This is a genomic window from Asticcacaulis sp. YBE204 (assembly GCF_000495855.1).
GTDB lineage: Bacteria > Pseudomonadota > Alphaproteobacteria > Caulobacterales > Caulobacteraceae > Asticcacaulis.
Map to the genome: position 1 here is coordinate 26,121 of NZ_AWGF01000010.1, position 19,123 is coordinate 45,243.

The following is a 19,123-nucleotide window of genomic DNA, read 5'->3' on the forward strand; positions in this document are numbered from 1 at the left end:
GCGTCCATTCACGCGAGGTAGGGAGATAAAGGCAGAGGCGGGCCGGGCGCTGTTCATACACATGAGGCAGATCACGACCGTCAGCGAGAAGGCGAAGGTCAGGATCGTCGACATAGATCTTCGGCGAGTCACCCCGGCGGTAATTCAAACGCATCTTGTACCAACGGCTAAAGATAGTTGGTTTTCGGTCGTATCGCCACGTAAGCACACTGTTTCGCACAGTACCTTCACCCACATAAATGGGACTGCGGCGCAGGCGAATGAGGTGCTGTGTGGGGGTTAGGGCCTTCATCCGTGCGCTATTTCCCGAAAAAGGTATTGGCGCGTACCGGCGTTGTGACGAGTGCTGGGGCTGTGACGGCGGCCAAGCCACCGACGCCGGCAACGAGGCGGCCTGACGTGCGGGCAGCCGAGACTTGCGACGTGACCGCGGCGACGGCTTTTTCGACGGTCTGGCGATCAAGAAAATCGCTCAACTCCGTACCCATGGCATCGAGGCCTTCGAATTCCAGCAACCGGGTAAAGTCGGCGAGCGCACGAGCGTGCCAAGCGTAGAACGACTGTGCCCGCGCGGGCTCCAGGTTCCATTTTTCGGCGAAATTCTCGCCATCCGTGGTTTCATTCATGACGAACCAATGCTGGCGGTCTTGAATGACCGGTGCATAGATATAGTGGGGCATCAGTCTGATCGTGTCGAGCAGAAGCCCGAAGTCATCGTCTTCGTCCCGGTCCTGCTGCACACACCACTCATAGCTTCTGGAGGCGAGCGTCGAGATTATGATCGACAGCGGCGCGAGGGAAAGATCGCGATTCTTGAAATACACGTCCCTGTGCCGCTTCAGCAGTTGAACCGTGCGGCGAAGGACACCCTTGATAGGACTGGTTTTGGGGAAAGGAACGATTTCCGCCGATGCCGCTACGCTGTCCGCCTTCCGCAGTCGGGAAACGGGGCGTAGGGCCGCTCGACGATTGAACAAGTCGCGGAAGCCTAACGGATTGGACGGCTTCCACTGACTCAGGTTTTTATCGGGAACCAGTTCCCCGCCATTGGCGCAATCCGGGTTTTTGATCGACGGCGTAATGTCGAGGTGGAATTCATTGGCGTAATTGATGCGCCAGCAACGGGCCATCTCCTGCAACTTGTCGCGATAGAGACCGTTGGAAGCCAAGCGGTCGCCGATCGCCTTTTTCACGTCAGCGGGCGGTGTAAACTTGGTGGCACCCTTCAGAAGGCTGATAAGGTCCACATCGTGTTCGTTTCCCTGTAGGGGTTTCACCATAGTGCCGGTAGACGCGGACCCTTGCGGGTAAATGAGCGTACAAGTCAGGACAGGATGGTCTGAGGTCGCCAGCCAGTCACCCACCGCCTCATAGCTTTCCTTAGCGCGCTTTTCCTGCGTCGCGCTCGGTTCGAGTTGTTGGCAATAGGTCTCAACCAAGCTGAAGGCGGCGGCCTTACGGATGCGAGCATCCTGAATTTGGCGAGCGAAATGACGATCATCCATAGATAGGTTCCTCCGTTTTCGGAATTGAGACGCCGCCGAGACTGTGGCGATGGAAAAAACCACCGGCCGTTCGGTTCTCGTCATAAATATGAAGGGGAAGATCGGCCTTAGGCATCCATATCCGGCCCAGTTCGATAGCCGTGGAGACCGGCATCGCGGGAAAAATATGAAGGTCGGTTGCGTCAGGGTGAGCAGCTTTAATCGCGTCGAATAGACGACGGCAGGTGGACCGGAAGGTTTGCAAATCCCCTTCGCTGTGAAGGATGTCGTTGTGCGCCCCCTCCGCTGACAACGACCAAATTGTCGTATCTTCGCCCAGACACCGCGTTATCCGTTCATCAACGATCGTGGCGCTGATGCCGATTTTCAGGGCGATCGTGCGGCCATGGCCTGTCCGGTCGGTCTTATAAACGACGGGAGGTCTCTCGTTTCGCCAGTCCCAACCTTTAGGTTCGCGATGCAACTGGTGAACGCGAACTTTCCGAAGGTCGGATAATAGCCGCCCCAGATGTATGAGCAGCGGCTGAGGGGCTAAGCCAAAAACGGACAGGTGATCGATGTGCCCGTCGGCAAGAAGAGGGCGAACTTTGCGCTCGAACTGTCGGTTCAGGTTTTCAATCTGAAACTGCCAGTATTGTGCCTCGTTGTCTGCATACTCACTGCGCGCTACGTCTAAGGCGATCGGGTGCCGATCTTTCGGATAGTAGGCGGGTAAGACTGCTGACCGCGCGTCCTGCGCCTGTATAGGGCAGTCGTGTTCTCCGATACGGGCGCTGTAGAACAGCATGTGCGTTCCACGATCCGCGGTGATCTCGGTGACGGCCTCCACGCGAGCCTCATGCGCACGCTTGATCTGTTGGAGACGAGGTTCGGAATATTCCGCTACCGCTTCGACATCGATCAAACGGTGATGCGCGTCGCACAACAGGATCAGATTTTCCACATCGTCGCAGAGCAGCGGTGAGCGGATCGGGTCGCCCCGTGGGCCGTCTATTTCGGCAGCGACAATGTGCGCGATGTAGCCCTTATTGAGCTTGTCTTTGCCTGAAATGAGGTCGCCCAGCAGCGCACAATTGCAGAGATAGCATCGACCACCGCCGCGCGTCCAAAGGATCAGCTTATTTCGTTGACTAACAGCCTTGCGCACCACTTCCCCCGGTAAACCAACCGTCTGAACGAGCCTTAATCATAAATGCGCTGATTTTTCCGAGAGTCAATATGTTGTGGGCGAATTTTCTGTTGACCTACTAAATATGGGAACGAGATGCGCCCGAATCGGGAACGATGCAGCAATCTCCGTGGATAGATTAACGATGAAAATGCCGATTCGCTAGGGCGCAACGAGAACAGAGCGTCAACACGTCGGTCAAAATATTGGGGCACATTCGAAAAAAATATCAGGTCTAAGGGCTCCGCCCTCGCGCGCCCAAGGGCAGGGGCCTCCGGCCCGGCCGGGCGGTCTCCCCGGCCTTCCGCGCGCTCAGTTTAGACATAGGACACAGCAGTCATCGCTTGTGCAGGTCGGGTGATCCCCCTCCGCCCGGCCGCCCTTGCGCTTGCTACCCCGGTCTCGCCGACGGGCAGGGTTTCAGCGGGGCCTCTTGCCCGCTGAAACCCTAGCCTACGAAAGGAACTGGCTATGTCCAAACTTGTCCTCAAGCCCGGCTCTACCGATCTGGTTCAGTCCGGCTTTCAAACCCTGATCCCGTTGGATCGTCTGATCAAATCCCCTGACAACGCCCGCAAGACCCCGCATAGCGCCGCATCGCTGGCCAGCTTGCGCGCCAGTATCGCCGCCAAGGGCATCCTGCAAAACCTGATCGTCAAACCCGAAGTGGGCGAGGACGGAACCGAAACTGGCTTCTATTTCGTCACGGCGGGCGAGGGGCGCAGACTGGCCCAAATCGCCCGCGCCAAGGATGCCGAAATCCCCCGCGACACGCCCATGCCCTGCGTCATCCGCGAAACCGATGACGCCCATGAGGTCAGTCTGGACGAAAACGTGACCCGCGAAGCCATGACCCCCGCCGATCAGTACGAGGCGTTCCGCGCCCTCAATATCGATCGCGGTATGGACGCCGCCGAGATCGCCGCGCGCTTTGGCGTGTCGGAGCATACCGTCAAGCAACGCCTGCGTTTGGGAGCCGTCTCACCCGTCCTGATGCAGGCCTACCGCGACGAAAAGCTGACCTTGACCCAACTGATGGCCTACGCCGTCACCGAAGACCACGCCCGTCAGGAAGCGGCCTTCGACCGACTGAAAGGCGTCTATAATGACGCTTTCCATATCAAACGCCTCCTGACCGAAGGGCAGGTGTCGCACACCGACCGCCGCGCCAAGCTGATCGGAATGCAGGCCTATGAAAGCGCCGGGGGCGTCATTGAGCGCGATCTGTTCACCGAAGACGGCGGCGGCTATTTCACCGATGCGGCGCTGCTCGACCAACTGGTGATGCAGCATCTGGCGCAGGTCGCCGCCGCGACCCGCCAAGCCGAAGGCTGGAAATGGGCCGAAGTCGCTATGGATTACCCCTATAGCAACGGATGGGGCCGCGTTTACAAGGAGACGCAAGACCTGTCCGCAGACGACAGTGCGGCGCTTTTAGCCGCGCAGGAAGCCCTTGAAGCACTGGTCGCCCCCTTCGAAGGGGCCGACGAGCTGCCCGATGACATAGACCGTCAGGCGGGTGAACTGGAAACCGAAATCGAGCGCCTCGAAGCGCTCGAAGACGCCTATCTCCCCGAAGATATCGCGCGCGGCGGTGTCTTTGTCAGTCTCGCCCATGACGGCACGATCAACCTCACACGAGGCCTGATCCGCCCCGAGGACGAGGTGCCAGAGCCCAAAGACGAACCCGAAGACGAAGACGCCGACGCGCCGGAGACCGACGACGAAACGGACGGCCTTGCCCGTGACGGCAACGAACCCGGCAGCGTCGCGGGTGAGGACGAAGAAGGGGAAGGCGACATAGCGGAGGACGTGCCGTTGTCCGACCTGCTTCTGCGCGACTTGACCACCCACCGAACGCTCGCCCTGCGCTATGCACTGGCCGAACAGCCGGAACTGGCCGCGCGCTTCCTCGTCCATAAACTGACGCTCGACACCTTCTATAATCAGCGCAGCGTCACCTGTCTCGACATCACCGCCCGCAGAGCCCCCATCGAACAGTATGCGGACGGTCTGGACGAGACGCCTACGGCAGCGGCGCTGAACACCCGTCACGAGGCATGGGCCGAAGGGCTTCCCGAAGACCCGCGCGACCTGTGGGCGCACATCCAGACACTCGACGCGGAAACCTTGGGCGCGCTCTTGGCCCATTGCACGGCCTCGACCGTCTTCGCCGTGGTGCAGCCCTACATGCCCAAGGCGGCCTATGCGGCGTCCGTCGAAATGGCGGCGCACATCGGTCTGGATATGACAGGCCACTGGCGTCCAACCGCGCGCAGCTATTTCAGCCGCGTGACCAAGGGCCAGATACTCGCTGCCGTGCGTCAAGCCGTTGGCGACGAAGCCGCCGTGCGCCTGACCAAGCTGAAAAAGCCCGAAATGGCCGCTGCCGCCGAGCAACTGGTGGCCGCGACGGGTTGGCTGCCTATGTGTCTGCGCACACCGGTACTGCCGGATCAGCAGGAGCCAGACGCGCCGTGCGCGCTGCCCGCACCGGAGGGAACGGACGGTCTGCCGGACCTGCCCGAAGCCGCAGAGTAGGGGGGACCGGGGCCGCTTGCGCGGTCCCGGTCTTTTCGTTTTATACGGTCCCGCGCCGGTGGCGCGGGGCTTTCTTATTTAGCCGCGCCGCCGCGAAAAGACCCCGCAGCGCTGCCCACGGGGGTGGGTTGAGGGGGCATTTCGACCGCTGGCAGGCCCCGCAATGGCAGCCGTTCGGGGCTTCGGTCGGGAACAGGCTGGCAGAGTTCGGATGCCGGAAAGGTGGCTCACCCACCTTGAGGGAGACGTAGTCGCGCCCGTTCTCCGTCTTGCGCTTCCTGTCGTCTGGCGTGACCCATCGACCCGATACAGGTGCGGCAACCGGAGGCGTTTTCGGAAGGGGGCTCGGTGTCGCCCCGCCGCGAGTTCCCTGTACTGAGCCCCGCCCCGATGGAGCCAGAGAAGCCGGTTTCGGCTGTCGCAACGGGCGAGGACGGCGCACGGTTTGCCCCTTTCTGGCCGAGCCGCAGCCAAGACGCGACCTCGACGATTAGAGGTCTGAACGTAACCGGCCCTAAGCGCGCAACCGGCGCTGTGGGCTTTTTTCCGCCGCCTTCGGCTTTGCATCACGAAGCAAAAAAGCCCCCATCGCCAGTCCTTCGGCCCTGCGGGTGCGCGCGGTCCGGCCCCGTTCGCACGACCCCCATCGAGGTCGCGATTGGCGCGGCCCGAGCGCAGAAAGGAACAAACCCATGTCCATCATCGGCACTTTTGTGAAATCCGAAACCGGCTTCTCTGGCTCCATCAAGACCGCGACCCTGAACTTCAAGGCCCGTCTGGTCGAAACCGAGCCCGCCTCCGAAAACGCCCCCGACTACCGTGTCTATACCGGGGCGGCTGAGATCGGGGCCGGCTGGAAGCGTAAGGCAGAAAACGGCCGCGACTACATCTCCCTCAAGCTGGACGATCCGAGCTTCTCGCATCCGATCTATGCCAGCCTGTTCCAGGACGAAGACCCGGACACCTACAATCTGCTGTGGACCCGCCCGCAGTCGAAATAACCCCTCAACCCGACCCCGTGGCCTTGGCTGCGGGGTCTTTTCGTGTGCGGGCTGTGTGAGGTTTGGGAGCGGCTTCGGAGGGCGAAGCCGCTCCGGTCATCGGAATCGAGGGGGGGGGGGATGAGCCCAATGACCATAAGGAAACCTATCGCCTGCGCCGCGTCGCCGCCACACACAAGGGTGTGAGGCAATCGAATGTCTTGGGAAACAAAGAGACCCCGCCGGGGGCAACGGCGGGGTCTGTCTTTAGCCTTGAGAGGGGGCGGACGGTCTTCAGGGGGGCTGAGGGGCGACCGTCCGCAAGCCACCGAAGTCCGGGTGAGGGCGTTCCGGCGACTTGAGGAGAAGATAGCGGACGAAAGCAGCGGAATTGAGATCGGAATAAGACAATTAAGGCTAAGGGCTCCGCCCTCGCGCGGGTCAAGGGATCGTCCCTGCGGTCCCGTTTCCGGCGGTCTCCCCGGCCTTCCTCCGCAAGGGCTCCGTGCAGGCCGGGTGATCCCCCTCCGCCGGAAACGCCCTTGACCCTTGCTACCCCAGCTCTCGCCGAGGGGCAGGGTTTCAGCGCGGTAAGTGCGCTGCAACCCAAGCCCAAAAGGAGAGTTTCAAATGTCCAATATCCCCTCTGACCCGACCGCTGTATCTGGAGCCTTCGCCGTCAATCCGTTTCTAGGTAGCCGCGACGGTCGCGTGTCCTCGCAGTGGTTTTCCCGCCCCGATGACGAGCGGTTTCTGAACCTCAATGACCTCTATGACGCCGTGAAAGGGCGGGCCGACAGCGCCCATGTCCGCACCGTGCCGAGTGATCAGGTGCGTGTGGAAGCCAGCTTCGAAGACGCCGAACGCCTGAGCCTTATCTGCCCCGGCAGACCCGATCCGATTGCCCCGACGCATTGGAGTTTCGGCCAGTTGTGCACCCTTGTCGGCGCCCCATCGGGATACCTGCGCCAACTGCCCGCGCCGCTATCAGGCATCAACCTGCAACACGGTCTGATGAACCACCGCGCCGAACAGATCAAGACGCTGGAAACGGCTGACGGCGGCATCGAATTGCGCGCCGTCACAGGGCCGGACTATGGCCGTATCTGGGATCATGAACTGGTCAATGCCGTGCGCAAGATCGCCGGGAACGGTCTCGGCGAAACCCGCTGGAAAGTCCCCGGTGTGATGGACTGGGGCACCCGCACCCATAACCCCTATGTTGACGTGACGAAGGAAACGACGACCCTTTACGCCTCTGACCGGGACGTGTTCCTGTTTTTGGTGGACGACACCCACCCCATCGAAGCGGGCCGTCTGCCCAATGGCGACCCCGATGTCTATTTCCGGGGCTTCTATTGCTGGAACTCCGAAGTCGGATCGCGCAGCCTCGGCATTGCCTCGTTTTACCTGCGCGGCGTCTGCCAGAACCGCAACATCTGGGGCGTGGAAAACTTCGAATCCATTACCATCCGGCATTCTAAATTCGCTGCCGGACGCTTCGCCTACGAGGCCGCACCCGCGCTGACCCGCTTCGCCAATTCGTCGCCAGCACCATTCATTGAAGGCATCAAGGCCGCGCGTGAAACCGTCGTGGCGAAGACCGATGACGAGCGCGCAGGCTTCCTGACCAAGCGCGGTTTCACCAAGCCAGAGACCGCTAAAATCATCGACACCGTGCTGAAAGAGGAAGGCAAAAAGCCCGAAAGCGTCTTCGATTTTGTGCAGGGCATCACAGCTTTAGCGCGTCAGAAACCCCACCAAGACAGCCGCCTCGACCTCGAAATGAAGGCCAAAAAGCTCATGGCGGCGGTTATCTGAAACCCCTTTGCCGCGCGGTTTGCATAGGCCGCGCGGTTTCCTTTTCTGAGCCCCGGACCGAGCCCTGTCCGGCGGCTCGCCATGCCTTCGGCATGGCTCGCGGGTCGATTATAGTCAGCGGGTCACAGGGGCAAAATCCGGCGCGCGGGAGGGACGGACGTTTTCGCGTCCCCCCGTTTTCGTCCCTGCCGTGTCTCGCGTTTCACGCCCAGTCTTGTCGGCAGGCCCGCTCATTTGCGCGCCGGTTTCCACCATCCGACAAGAGGCGCATTCCATGTCCAATGAACAAGATCGTGCGGCCGCCGCCAAGAAGGGCAGCCCGTTTCTGAACACCCGCCAAGCCGCATTCTATATCGGCTTGTCCCACCGCACACTGGAGAAGATGCGACCGAAAAAGCGCGGTCCGGCCTACCGGAAACACGGTCGCCATATCCGCTATCACATCGACGATCTCGATGCGTGGTCGAAGGCGCAAGGGGTGCAATTGCCGTCGACCGGGGGGACCGAATAATGTGGCAAAACCCGTCACCCCAACACCAGCGCCGCCGTCGTCATCGCCACCTGTGGCTGTCCGCGATCACCACCGCAGCGGTCCTCAGTCTGGCGTTCAATCAGTGGGGCCGGGAGACGCCGATCATCGTCTACAACGCCAGCGCCAGCGTCCCGAAAGGGTTTTACCGTGTGTCCGCCGTGAAGGGCCTGCACCGGGGCGATTTGGTACTGATGACCACGCCGGAAAGCGTGCGCGTATTGGCTGATCACCGCCGGTATCTGCCCAAATCGGTCCCCATGATCAAGACTGTTGCCGCGCTGCCCGGTGACGAAATCTGCGCGGTCGGCATGACGATTTTGATCAATAACCAAAGCATTGCCATACGCCAATCCCACGACGGACAGGGGCGTCCTATGCCGCAGTGGCACGGATGTCGAACCCTGAATCCGGGCGAGTTTTTCCCCCTCAATCCCGCCAGTCCGTACTCCTTCGACGGTCGCTATTTTGGGGCCGTGCCGACGGCTCTGATACGCGGCCAATTGGAGCCCTTATAGTGCGGCGGGCGTGGCTTTTGACGTGCCTGGCCACGGGCTTTGCCGCAGGACACATGCCTGCTTCGGCGCAACCCGGTGGCAGCTCATGGCGCACTTGCATTGTGCAAGCGAGTGCGGATTTCGGTATTGCCTCGCCATGGATCGAGGCCGTCATACAGGCGGAAAGCGGTGGGCGCACGCACCTGAACGGGCGGCCGATCACGTCGGAGGCGGGGGCAATGGGGCTGATGCAACTTATGCCCGGCACCTACCAGATGATGCGCGTGAAGCATGGTCTGGGTCCCGATCCGTACGCCCCCTGCGACAATATCCGGGCGGGCACTGCCTATTTGCGGGCGATGTACGATCGCTTCGGCTACCCCGGTCTGTTCGGCGCTTACAACGCGGGACCCGGACGGTACGCCGAGTGGCTTAAAGGCCGCCCCCTGCCTTTTGAGACGCGGCTGTACCTGCGAAAGGTCGTCCGCGCCGAGCCCACTCTGGCCTCGGGCTTGGCGCTTTTCGTGACGGCGGATACGGCCCCTGAACCTGTGCCCCCGGAAAACAGCAACGGCCTGTTCGTGCGGCTGGGTCAGACGGCGCGAACGGAGGGCGGGCCGTGAAGAGAAGAGAAGAGAAGAGGGAAGGCAAGATAAAACCACTGCCTCCTATGTCGGCTAAGTCATTGTCTGCACATCGGATTTTGTGGAGGTAAGGCGGGGCGCGCGGAGGCTCTTGTGTCTAATCTGCTGAAATGTAACAGGAAAGTTTGCCTCTATGGCCTCGAAGGATGATGAGTTCAAACCCCGGCTCGGGAAGATGCGCGCCAAGGGCAAAGGGAGCTTTCGCGGTCAGGTTTTGCACGCCGTTCACCGGGCCGGCGGCACCCGAAAGGGCGGTGCGCGCTTTGTCGCCAAGGCGCGTCTGGGGCGGGGGCGAGCGGTCGTCGGCATCCGGCCCAAAGGCAGCCGCCGCGTCGTCATCAAGGCCCGCTTCACCCGGCTGGCCGGTAAGGGCTTGGGCGCCGCACGCGCCCACCTGAAATACCTGCAACGCGACGGCACCACACGCGACGGACAGGCCGGGGCCTTGTATGACCGCGACAGTGACCGCGCGGACGGCAAGGCCTTTCTGGACACGTGCGCCGACGACCGGCACCTGTTTCGGATCATCGTGGCCCCCGAAGACAGCGATCAGTATGACGACCTGAAGGGGCTCACCCGACGCCTTATGACCCAGATGGAAAAGGACCTGGGCACGCGGCTGGAATGGGTGGCCGTCGATCACTTCAACACGGGCCATCCCCACACCCATATCGCCATCCGCGGGCGCGACGATCAGGGGCAAGATCTCATCATGGCCCGAGACTATATCAGCAATGGTATCCGAGCGCGGGCAGAAGCCCTGGTCACGCTCGATCTCGGACCGCAAACCGAACACGAAGTCACCGACAGTCTGCGCCGCGAAATCGACCAGCCGCGTCGGACCCGCATCGACCGTCAGCTTCTACGCGACAGAGGCGCGGATCAGACCGTTACCGTACGCCATGGCGACGCGTTTCAGCAAAGCCTCCGCGCCGGCCGTCTTCAGACCTTGGGCGCCTTCGGTTTGGCGGAAGACATGGGGGGCGGCCTGTGGCGTCTCAGCCCAGACATGGAGCCGACCCTACGACAGATGGGCGCGCGCGGCGATATCATCAAATCCCTGACCTACGACCTGAGCGGAACGGACCTCCGCCATGCGGCTCTCCATCTGGATATAAGAGGCGAGGCACCGACGATCATAGGTGAGGTCCTTCGCCGGGGAGAACTGGACGACTTCGGCGAGCGGCAGTATCTGGCTGTGGCCGCAACCGACGGGCGGGTCCACGTCTTCGACACCGGCCGCCCGGGGCCGTCGGATGGCACCGGCACCGGAACAGTTGTGCGGGTGGTCGCCGTGACACCGGAGCTGAAGCCTGCCGACCACACGATTTTCCGCGTGGCGGCGAGCAACGGCGGCATCTACGATATCGAAGCCCATTTGAGAGTCGATCCGTCCGCCACCGACACCTTCGCTCAGACCCATGTCCGCCGCCTGGAAGCCATCCGGCGAACGACCGGCGGTGTGCAGCGTTCGGAGACCGGCAGCTTCGTCATCTCCCCGTCTTATGGCGAAACCGCACTGAACTATGAGCGCCATCAGGCCCGCCTCAAACCCGTGCAGATCGAGCGGCTGTCATCCTTGCCCTTGGAGCGCTTGCCGCAACACCCTGGCCTGACCTGGCTAGATCGAGACCAAATGCCCAATGTCTCCGACGCGGGGTTCGGTGGCCGGGTGGGCCAAGCGCGTGTCGCGCGTGCGGCCTGGTTGGCGTCGGAGGGTTTAGGTGTCCCGGTCGATGGGCGGCAAGTGCTCTCACCCACGGAACGCGAGGGCCTGCGGCGTCGGGAATGGGAGGCGATTGCCGGCGGCGTCGCGACGGAGGTGGGAAAGCCCTACGTGGCGGCCCGCCAGGGCGAGCGCGTGGAGGGCAATCTGTCGGGCTATCGCGACACCGCCGAAGGGCGGCTGGCCGTCATCGAGCGCGCGCGGGATTTCACGCTCGTACCGTGGCGACCCGTGTTGGAGCCGCATGTGGGGAAGGTGGTGTCAGGCGTTCTCGATCGTGGCGCAATCAATTGGTCGATCGGACGAAGCCGGGGACGCGGTGTGGAATAAGTGCGACGGTCCCGCGCGCCAATAATCCACGCTCTGCAACAATTTGCGACATGGCGATTGCCGGGGAATTGGCAGATTTTAGGGGCAACAGCGGTGGCGCGATTGTCGCTGTAAACCAAGCGCTTACCCGTCCGATCTGATCCCTTGTCGAAGGACCTTCAACCATGACCCGCACGTTCGCGTCGACGCTACTCCTCACCGTCACCCTGCTGGCGTTCGCCAACACGTCAGCCGCTCAGGAGCGGTTTGTCCTCCCGGCAAAGAGCGCGAAGCTCGACAGTGAAAGTGTCATCGATCAAAAAATTATCGACACGAATGTACGGCTCAACGCCCGCATGGCAAAGGCACTGGACAGTGATCCGATTTTGAAGGCCGCGATCGAGAAAGACCTTCGGCCAATCCTCAATGAAAAGAACCCGGCAAAACGGCTCGCCTTGGCGAAAGCATTTCGCGCGGCACACGAGCGAGACATCCAACGGGTTTTGGCCAAGGGCGGATTCGATCTGAACAGTTCAGTCAAAGCGTTTGAAGGCATCGATCCAAGCGTGAGTGTGGCCGCGGTCAATGGGGCGCAGGTGCTGCGTCGTCGGGCGCCCGAAGCGTCGGCAGCGCAGACGCCCCCGCCGGCACCGGTCGGAGGGACAGTCAAGGAATTGGTCAGCGCAGACTTCCAGTTTGAGCAGTTCACCGATTGCGCGCCGGGGCAGGGTCGATCGGAGCGGTCCGGGGGCTATTTGATCAGTGAGACTGAGCGATGTTCAACATGGGGGCGCATGACGCATGAACTGGAGGTGCCTGCCGGATATCAGGCGCGCGTAGAGATGCGCGCGAACTTGTCGTCAGAGGCACACGCCATCATGTCGTTTGCCCATAGCTCTAGCCGGATATCAATTGTGCGTGGGACCGAAACGGTGGAGACGCGCGAATCCAATGCGGACCTCCCGAACACAACGGGCGACGACGCCGGGCATAGCCTGGACGGTGCGACGATTATCCGGCAGTTACCCCCGGGAAAGTATACCTTGGTGTCCAAGACCTCATCGATCACGTGCACCTTTCCGTTTGGGTGGGCCGTGGCCGAAGGGAAGGTGTCGGCGCTGCGCGTAAAGATCACGATGACGCCACAGTGATCTGGGCGAAGCGCAAGCACCTTCGGCATTGATACCTTGTGCACGTTCAAGCGTCCTTGTCGCGCGGGGGCACCCGGGCATTGAGGTTCGACAAGCGTGACGGTGAAACAGAAGAAATTGGCGTTGATACTCGGCACCTTGCTCCTCGGCATCGGCTTGCTCATAGCTGCCGGGCTGTGGGTGCGTGACGCGCCTGAGCGCCGGGCGAGAGAACAGACCGCGCATGAGGTGTCTTCCGCGAAGGCGCTCGTCAGGCGTCGTCTGCCAAATCCAGAAACAGCCACCTTCTGGAATGTACGCGCGGGATACGGAGAGGTCTGTGGCTACGTCCGTACCAAAGATACCTCAGGCGGGGAGACCCCCTACACCCATTTCAGAGTGGTCGAGGGACGGGCGGAGTTACGCAGCGATTTCGAGACGCAGCCAATAGAGGTGTTCGATCGTTGGGATAAGGCGCTGACCTCCTGCATCCTAATGGGCGAGGCGATCCCGGATGACGAATAGCGAACGGCCTAAAGGCCGGTGATCTTGATGGGCAGCACAATCGGACGGTTAACCATCATCTGGGGCTGAAATAGTCGCGTTATACGGGCAGTGTTGCGCTGCAACCAAAGGGGCGTTCATGCCGTCATCCGTACTGATCATTGAGGAGAGCGTCCGTCACGGGCAAATCCTGGCAGCCATCATGCGGACATCGGGTTTGACTCCGGTTCTGGCCCACAGCATCGATATAGCGCGTGATGCCTTGCGCATGCGCCAATGGAATTTGGTTGTGCTCAGTCTATACGGCCGACACACGAACGTCATGTCCCGACTGGCCGAAGTCAAGGCATTGGCCGGGCGGACGCCGCTGGCAATCGTCACTGCCACTGAGGAAGCCTCGCCCGACCATTTGACCGCCGCGCTGAACTATGCACGCCGCGGGCCGGTGCAACTGCTATTGCCTGGCCCCTTTCGCACGCGAGACGTCGAAGCGGGTATCCGGCAAGTTGACGCACGACTGGCTGCACGGAATCGCCGAGCCGCGCCTGAGTGCGTCTACGTCGAATAGACGAGGTGAACTCTGAACATACAAGGGCAATGGATTACGGTAGGGGCAGGGGTGGCACCTGGCCTCGACTGGGATGTCGCCGTCAGATTTATGATCGGCAGCCAGAAACACTCTTGACCCTCTAGTGGCTACAGACTGTATGGCCCGGCACGTATTCATTTGCCGAGGTCGATCGTGCGCACTTTCAAACAATTTCTCGCCCAAAGCACGGCGCTTGCCGCGCTCGTTGCTCTCTCGCTGCCGGCAGCGTCGTCAGTGTCCGCTCAGAGCCGCGAAGAAAATGAGGCACACGAAGAAGAAGAGGTGACGGAGGTCATCGTCCAGGCCACGCGCGCCGGGCGCAAGCTTCAGGACGAGCCGATCCGTGTCGAGGTCATCAACCGCGAAGAGATCGAAGAAAAGATCGCGATGATGCCGGGCAACATCGCTATGCTGGTCAGCGAAACGCCTGGTATCCGTGTGCAGGTGACGTCGCCGTCGCTGGGGGCATCCAATATCCGGATGCAGGGCATGAAGGGGCGCTACACGCTTCTGTTGACGGACGGACTGCCGATCTACGGCGGCCAATCCCTGGGCCTGTTGCAGACGCCGCCCACCGATCTGGGACAGGTCGAAGTCATTAAGGGCTCGGCCTCGGCGCTCTACGGCGGGTCTGCCCTGGCGGGCGTCATCAATCTGGTGTCGCGTCGCCCCAGCCCTGAACTTGAATCCGAGCTTCTGTTCAATGTCACCAGCCGCGGCGGTCAGGACCTGACGGCCTATAGCTCCGCCGCAATCAGCGAGCGCCTTAGCTATTCGATCACAGCCGGGTATCACCGGCAGGATCAGAACGACATCGACGGTGACGGCTGGATCGATATGGCGGGGTACGAGCGCTGGACCTTGCGTCCGCGTCTGTTCTGGTATGGGGACAATGGCGCCAAAGCCTTGCTGACGCTGGGCGCCATGACCGAACAGCGCGATGGCGGGAACGTCTCCGGTCGCACCGTGCCGGACGCCACCTTCTTCCGCGAGACACAGGACAGCCGTCGGATGGACGCTGGCCTGACCGCGCAAGCACCGGTCGAAGGCGTCGGCACGCTGCATGTTCGCGCTTCGACGCTCAGTCAACGCCACGATCATCGCTTTGGTGAGGCGATGGACCGCGACAATCACAATACGACGTTTGTCGAGACCTCCCTGACCGGGGAAAAAGGCGGCACATCATGGGTCGCGGGTCTGGCCTGGCAAGGCGATCGCTATCGTTCCAAGCGCTATAGCGGCTTCAATTACGACTACACCGTGCGGGGTGTATTCGGTCAGGTGGAACAGAAGATCGGCGATCTGACGCTGGCCGGCAGCGCGCGCGTGGACGATCATAGCGAATATGGTTCGCAATTCAGCCCACGCGTGTCGATGCTCTACCGTCCCGGCAATTGGACGGTGCGGGCTTCGGTCGGACGGGGCTATTACGCGCCGACGCCGTTTGTGGAGGAGATTGAAGCGGCCGGTCTGGCGCGTCTGTCACCGCTCGGGCGCCTGAAGGCCGAGGAAGCGCAGACGGCCTCTGTCGATCTGACCTATACGGCTGGCCCGGTTGAGGCGAACATGACGCTCTTCGCTTCTGACATCGACAATGCCGTCCAGCTTCAGGAGACCAGCGACACCAGCGTGCGGCTGATCAACGCGATCGGTGTCACCCGCACGCGCGGTTCGGAACTGCGCCTGCGCTATCGCCACGAAGGCTTCTCGCTAACCGGCAGCTATGTCATCGTCGATGCCACCGAGACTCATCCAGCCACCGGCCTGCGCCGCGACATGCCGGATACCCCGAAGCATACGGGGGGTCTGGTTGCCATGTGGGAAGAAGAAGGCAAGGGCCGTCTCGGCTTCGAGGCCTATTATACTGGGCGGCAGACTCTGGAAGACAATCCGTATCGGACGGAAGGTAAGCCCTACTGGGAACTGGGGGCCATGGGTGAGGTCAAGCTCGGTAAGGTCAGCCTGTTCCTGAACCTGGAGAACCTCCTCAATGTCCGCCAGACCAGGCACGATCCGCTGGTGCGGCCGCGTCGCGCCCCCGACGGCCGCTGGACCGTCGACGCCTGGCAGCCGACCGAGGGCTTTACCGCTAATGCCGGGGTTCGCCTTCGCTTCTGACGTGAATTGGTATCGCCTAGGGCGTGAAGCAGCGACACCTTCAGTCTGCCGCTTTGTGCCAAATCCAAAACGTCAGAAATGCACCGAACGTCAACCAGATCAACACGACCGCGACTAAGCCGGATCGACTGACTATGCGAGTTGTACGGTTAGACGCGGTCGTTCGGAACTCGCTCATGAGCGTGGCGGGAATGAGCCGCACTGCCCACAGGATACCAATAGGCACAATCAGCAGGTCATCGAAATATCCTAAGACAGGGATAAAGTCTGGGATTAGGTCGATCGGCGAAAGCGCGTATGCAGCGACGGCACCAGCTACCAATTTAGCGGAGATGGGTGTCCTTGGATCACGCGCAGCTATCCACAAGGCGATCACATCGCGTTTTATGGCTTTCGCCCATCTCTTAGCAACTTCCAGCCATTTCATGGTCAGTCTCCTGCCTATGTCCGCCGGCTCATTTCGGTCGCAGTCCCAGCAAACGTAACGCATTCAGGGTGACCAGCACAGTGGCCCCTGTATCTGCCAGGATCGCCATCCATAGCGTCGTAGCTCCCGTCAGTGTCGTGACAAGGAATATCGCCTTCAGCCCCAGAGCCAGAGCGATGTTCTGCCAGATGTTGCCCAGCGTCGCCCTGGACAAGGATATCAACTGGGGAACACCCGAGACGCGATCCTTCAGCAGCGCGGCGTCGGCGGTTTCCAGCGCCACATCGGTTCCGCCCCCCATGGCGATGCCGACCGAGGCAGCCGCCAGGGCGGGGGCGTCGTTAATCCCATCACCGACCATGGCAATCGGGCTGTCTTTAGCGATCTGCGCAATGCGGGCAAGTTTAGCCTCCGGTAGCAGCTCCGCCTCAGCCTCGACGCCGACCTGTGCGGCAATGGCGGTGGCCGTCCGGCGATTGTCGCCGGTCAGCATCAGTGTCTGTATGCCCCGCGCTTTCAGGGCCGCTACGGCGGATTTCGCGTCCTCGCGCAATTCATCGCGGATGGCGATCAGCCCTTCGGCGACCTTGCCTCCGTGGACAACCACGACCGTCTTGCCTTCCTGCTCCAGCGCGTTGATCCTGGCCGTCGTCTCGTCTGTTAGCGCCGCCTTGCTCGCTGCGAAGGATGGGGAGCCGACCGAGACAAAGCCTGATTTCAAACGTGCCGTCACGGCCTTGCCGGGTACGGCGGTCGAGCCGCCGAAGGCGGCGGGGATGTCCAACGCGCGGGTGCGGGCGGCGTCAACAATAGCCTTGCCCAGCGGATGGCTGGTATTGGCTTCGACGGCAGCGGCGCGCGCCAGCAAGTCATCCTCATTACCCGTCAGGGCTATGATGTCCGTTACCTGAGGCTTGCCGCGCGTCAACGTGCCGGTCTTGTCAAAGGCCACCGTCTTGATCTTGCCGAGCGTTTCCAGTGCCGCGCCGCCTTTGATCAGCAGACCTTGGCGTGCCCCGGCGGCCAGACCCGAGGCAATCGCTGTCGGGGTTGAGATGACCAACGCGCAGGGACACGCAATGAGCAGGGTCGCCAGTCCGCGATAAATCCACGTCGTCCAGTCCTGTGCAAAGAGCACGGGCGGAATGACGATGATCAGGGCGGCCACCAGCATCGCAGCCGGCGTGTACCACAGGCTGAACCTGTCGATGAAGCGTGCGGTGGGTGCCTTGCTCTCCTGCGCCTCTTCGACGAGGTGGATGATCCGGGCAATGGTGTTGTCGGCCGCCTTATGCGTGATACGCACTCGCAGAGCCCCATTGGCGTTGATACTGCCCGCAAACACGTCCGAGCCCGCTCCCTTGAACACGGGCACAGACTCGCCGGTCACGGGCGACTCGTCGACCTCGCTTTCACCTTCGACCACCTCACCATCGGACGGGATTCGATCGCCCGGCCGGACGATGGCAATATCGTCTATCTCCAGAGCTTCCGCCGGCACCTCTTCGACGCCGCCATTGCGTTCGATACGGGCGGTGCGAGGAACCAGTCCGATCAGGGCCTCGATACCCGCCCGAGCACGCCCCGCGGCAACGGTTTCAAGAACTTCACCGACAGCAAACAGGAAGACGACCGTCAGGGCCTCTTCACCTTCACCGATGAAGACCGCACCGATGGCGGCCACCGACATCAGGGTTTCGATGGAGAAGGGCGAGCCGGCCAGCGCGCCCGAAACCGCACGGCGTGCGAACGGAAACACGCTAATCAGGGCGGCGATGGAGGTGATGTAGAGCGCGTAGGAGGGGAGCAGGCGTTCCAATCCCAGCCCGATGGCCAACATCAGACCGGTCATCAAAACCAGTTTGCCCTTACCGGTTTTCCACCAGGGCACGGCGGTCTTTACCGCTGGAAGCGTACGCGTCTCTTCGGCCATTGCGGACGGTACATATCCGAGGCTGCGAATCTGGTCTTGGAGAATCGCCGCGGGGGTCAGGTCCTCATCCAGACTGAGAACGAGCGTCTCGTTCTGGTAGGACACGGCGACATCGCTGGCGCCCGGCAGTCGATTGACAGCGGTTTCAATTTTGAGCGCGCACGCGCCGCAGTCCATGCCTTCGACGCGTAGACGGATGGGGGAGGGAGACGCCATATCAAGACCTCGACGGAGGGAACGGGCTGGCATATATACACCCTGTAGTCGCTATAGGGTCAAGCCATGAGTTCCGCACATCTTTCGATCGGTGATCTGTCACGCGCCACGGGCACCAAGGTTGAAACCATCCGCTTTTATGAAAAGAACGGCCTTCTACCTGAACCCAGTCGAACCCAAGGTAACTACCGGGCCTATGAACCCGCGCATTTGAGCCGGCTAAGTTTCATCCGTCGGGCGCGCGATCTGGGCTTTTCGCTCGACCAGGTCCGCGCCTTGTTGACGCTCTCTGACGACCGGTCGCAGTCGTGTGCGGCCGTCGATGTGATCGCCCGTGCCCATCGGGACGAGGTGGAGCGAAAGATCAAAGACCTTCAGTCCCTAAAGACCGTGCTAGATCAGGTGATTGAAAGCTGCCACTGCAACATCGTGGCCGACTGCGCCATCATAGAGTCGCTGGCGCCCGCACCACAGGGCTCATAAAGT

The 19,123-nt window shown here is 61.6% G+C and carries 16 protein-coding genes; 12 read left to right on the top strand and 4 right to left on the bottom strand.

All coding sequences use genetic code 11. The annotated features are described in order from the left end of the window. Window positions 1–299 precede the first annotated feature (299 nt). Both AEYBE204_RS32130 and AEYBE204_RS32135 read right to left on the bottom strand, forming a co-directional pair. Complete coding sequence (locus AEYBE204_RS32130) at window positions 300–1,505, bottom strand: nucleotidyltransferase (protein ID WP_023462671.1); 1,206 nt, start codon at window positions 1,503–1,505, stop codon at window positions 300–302. Then, window positions 1,498–2,652: an SAVED domain-containing protein gene (locus AEYBE204_RS32135; RefSeq protein WP_023462672.1), complete on the bottom strand. Its 1,155-nt coding sequence runs from the start codon at window positions 2,650–2,652 to the stop codon at window positions 1,498–1,500. The genes AEYBE204_RS32130 and AEYBE204_RS32135 overlap by 8 nt, the downstream gene beginning before the upstream one ends. Window positions 2,653–3,144: 492 nt before the next feature. Here AEYBE204_RS32135 and AEYBE204_RS32140 point away from each other — a divergent pair, with 492 nt between their 5' ends. The 11 genes from AEYBE204_RS32140 to AEYBE204_RS32190 all read left to right on the top strand — a co-directional run bounded on the left by AEYBE204_RS32140 (window position 3,145) and on the right by AEYBE204_RS32190 (window position 16,061). Next, window positions 3,145–5,214: a ParB/RepB/Spo0J family partition protein gene (locus AEYBE204_RS32140; protein ID WP_023462673.1), complete on the top strand. Its 2,070-nt coding sequence runs from the start codon at window positions 3,145–3,147 to the stop codon at window positions 5,212–5,214. A 692-nt stretch (window positions 5,215–5,906) separates the two neighbouring features. Then, window positions 5,907–6,215: a DUF736 domain-containing protein gene (locus AEYBE204_RS32145; protein ID WP_023462674.1), complete on the top strand. Its 309-nt coding sequence runs from the start codon at window positions 5,907–5,909 to the stop codon at window positions 6,213–6,215. A gap of 609 nt (window positions 6,216–6,824) precedes the next feature. Beyond that, window positions 6,825–8,015, top strand: a complete 1,191-nt coding sequence (locus AEYBE204_RS32150) for a hypothetical protein (RefSeq protein ID WP_023462675.1) — start codon at window positions 6,825–6,827, stop codon at window positions 8,013–8,015. Window positions 8,016–8,289: 274 nt separating this feature from the next. Continuing rightward, window positions 8,290–8,526, top strand: a complete 237-nt coding sequence (locus tag AEYBE204_RS32155; protein WP_023462676.1) for a helix-turn-helix domain-containing protein — start codon at window positions 8,290–8,292, stop codon at window positions 8,524–8,526. Next, a complete protein-coding gene (locus tag AEYBE204_RS32160; RefSeq protein ID WP_023462677.1) occupies window positions 8,526–9,062 on the top strand; it encodes a S26 family signal peptidase in 537 nt (178 codons plus the stop codon). The genes AEYBE204_RS32155 and AEYBE204_RS32160 overlap by 1 nt, the downstream gene beginning before the upstream one ends. A gap of 101 nt (window positions 9,063–9,163) precedes the next feature. Further along, window positions 9,164–9,664: a lytic transglycosylase domain-containing protein gene (locus AEYBE204_RS32165; RefSeq protein WP_235068197.1), complete on the top strand. Its 501-nt coding sequence runs from the start codon at window positions 9,164–9,166 to the stop codon at window positions 9,662–9,664. A gap of 154 nt (window positions 9,665–9,818) precedes the next feature. Beyond that, window positions 9,819–11,741 (top strand): DUF3363 domain-containing protein, encoded by a 1,923-nt coding sequence (locus tag AEYBE204_RS32170; RefSeq protein WP_023462679.1) that lies wholly within the window; start codon window positions 9,819–9,821, stop codon window positions 11,739–11,741. 164 nt (window positions 11,742–11,905) lie between these two features. Further along, the gene (locus AEYBE204_RS32175; RefSeq protein WP_023462680.1) at window positions 11,906–12,871 is read left to right on the top strand and encodes a hypothetical protein; all 966 of its coding nucleotides are present in this window, start codon (window positions 11,906–11,908) and stop codon (window positions 12,869–12,871) included. A gap of 102 nt (window positions 12,872–12,973) precedes the next feature. Continuing rightward, complete coding sequence (locus AEYBE204_RS32180; protein WP_155908395.1) at window positions 12,974–13,375, top strand: hypothetical protein; 402 nt, start codon at window positions 12,974–12,976, stop codon at window positions 13,373–13,375. Window positions 13,376–13,493: 118 nt separating this feature from the next. Beyond that, the gene (locus tag AEYBE204_RS32185; RefSeq protein WP_023462682.1) at window positions 13,494–13,922 is read left to right on the top strand and encodes a hypothetical protein; all 429 of its coding nucleotides are present in this window, start codon (window positions 13,494–13,496) and stop codon (window positions 13,920–13,922) included. A gap of 255 nt (window positions 13,923–14,177) precedes the next feature. Next, a complete protein-coding gene (locus AEYBE204_RS32190; protein ID WP_235068199.1) occupies window positions 14,178–16,061 on the top strand; it encodes a TonB-dependent siderophore receptor in 1,884 nt (627 codons plus the stop codon). A gap of 40 nt (window positions 16,062–16,101) precedes the next feature. Here AEYBE204_RS32190 and AEYBE204_RS32195 read toward each other — a convergent pair whose 3' ends face one another. Together AEYBE204_RS32195 and AEYBE204_RS32200 are read right to left on the bottom strand one after the other, a co-directional pair. Continuing rightward, entirely contained in the window at window positions 16,102–16,488 is a 387-nt protein-coding gene (locus AEYBE204_RS32195; RefSeq protein WP_023462684.1) for a YkvA family protein, read from the bottom strand. Window positions 16,489–16,516: 28 nt separating this feature from the next. Further along, window positions 16,517–18,637 (bottom strand): heavy metal translocating P-type ATPase, encoded by a 2,121-nt coding sequence (locus AEYBE204_RS32200; RefSeq protein ID WP_031230831.1) that lies wholly within the window; start codon window positions 18,635–18,637, stop codon window positions 16,517–16,519. A 66-nt stretch (window positions 18,638–18,703) separates the two neighbouring features. Here AEYBE204_RS32200 and AEYBE204_RS32205 point away from each other — a divergent pair, with 66 nt between their 5' ends. Beyond that, a complete protein-coding gene (locus tag AEYBE204_RS32205) occupies window positions 18,704–19,120 on the top strand; it encodes a helix-turn-helix domain-containing protein (RefSeq protein ID WP_023462686.1) in 417 nt (138 codons plus the stop codon). Window positions 19,121–19,123 lie beyond the last annotated feature (3 nt).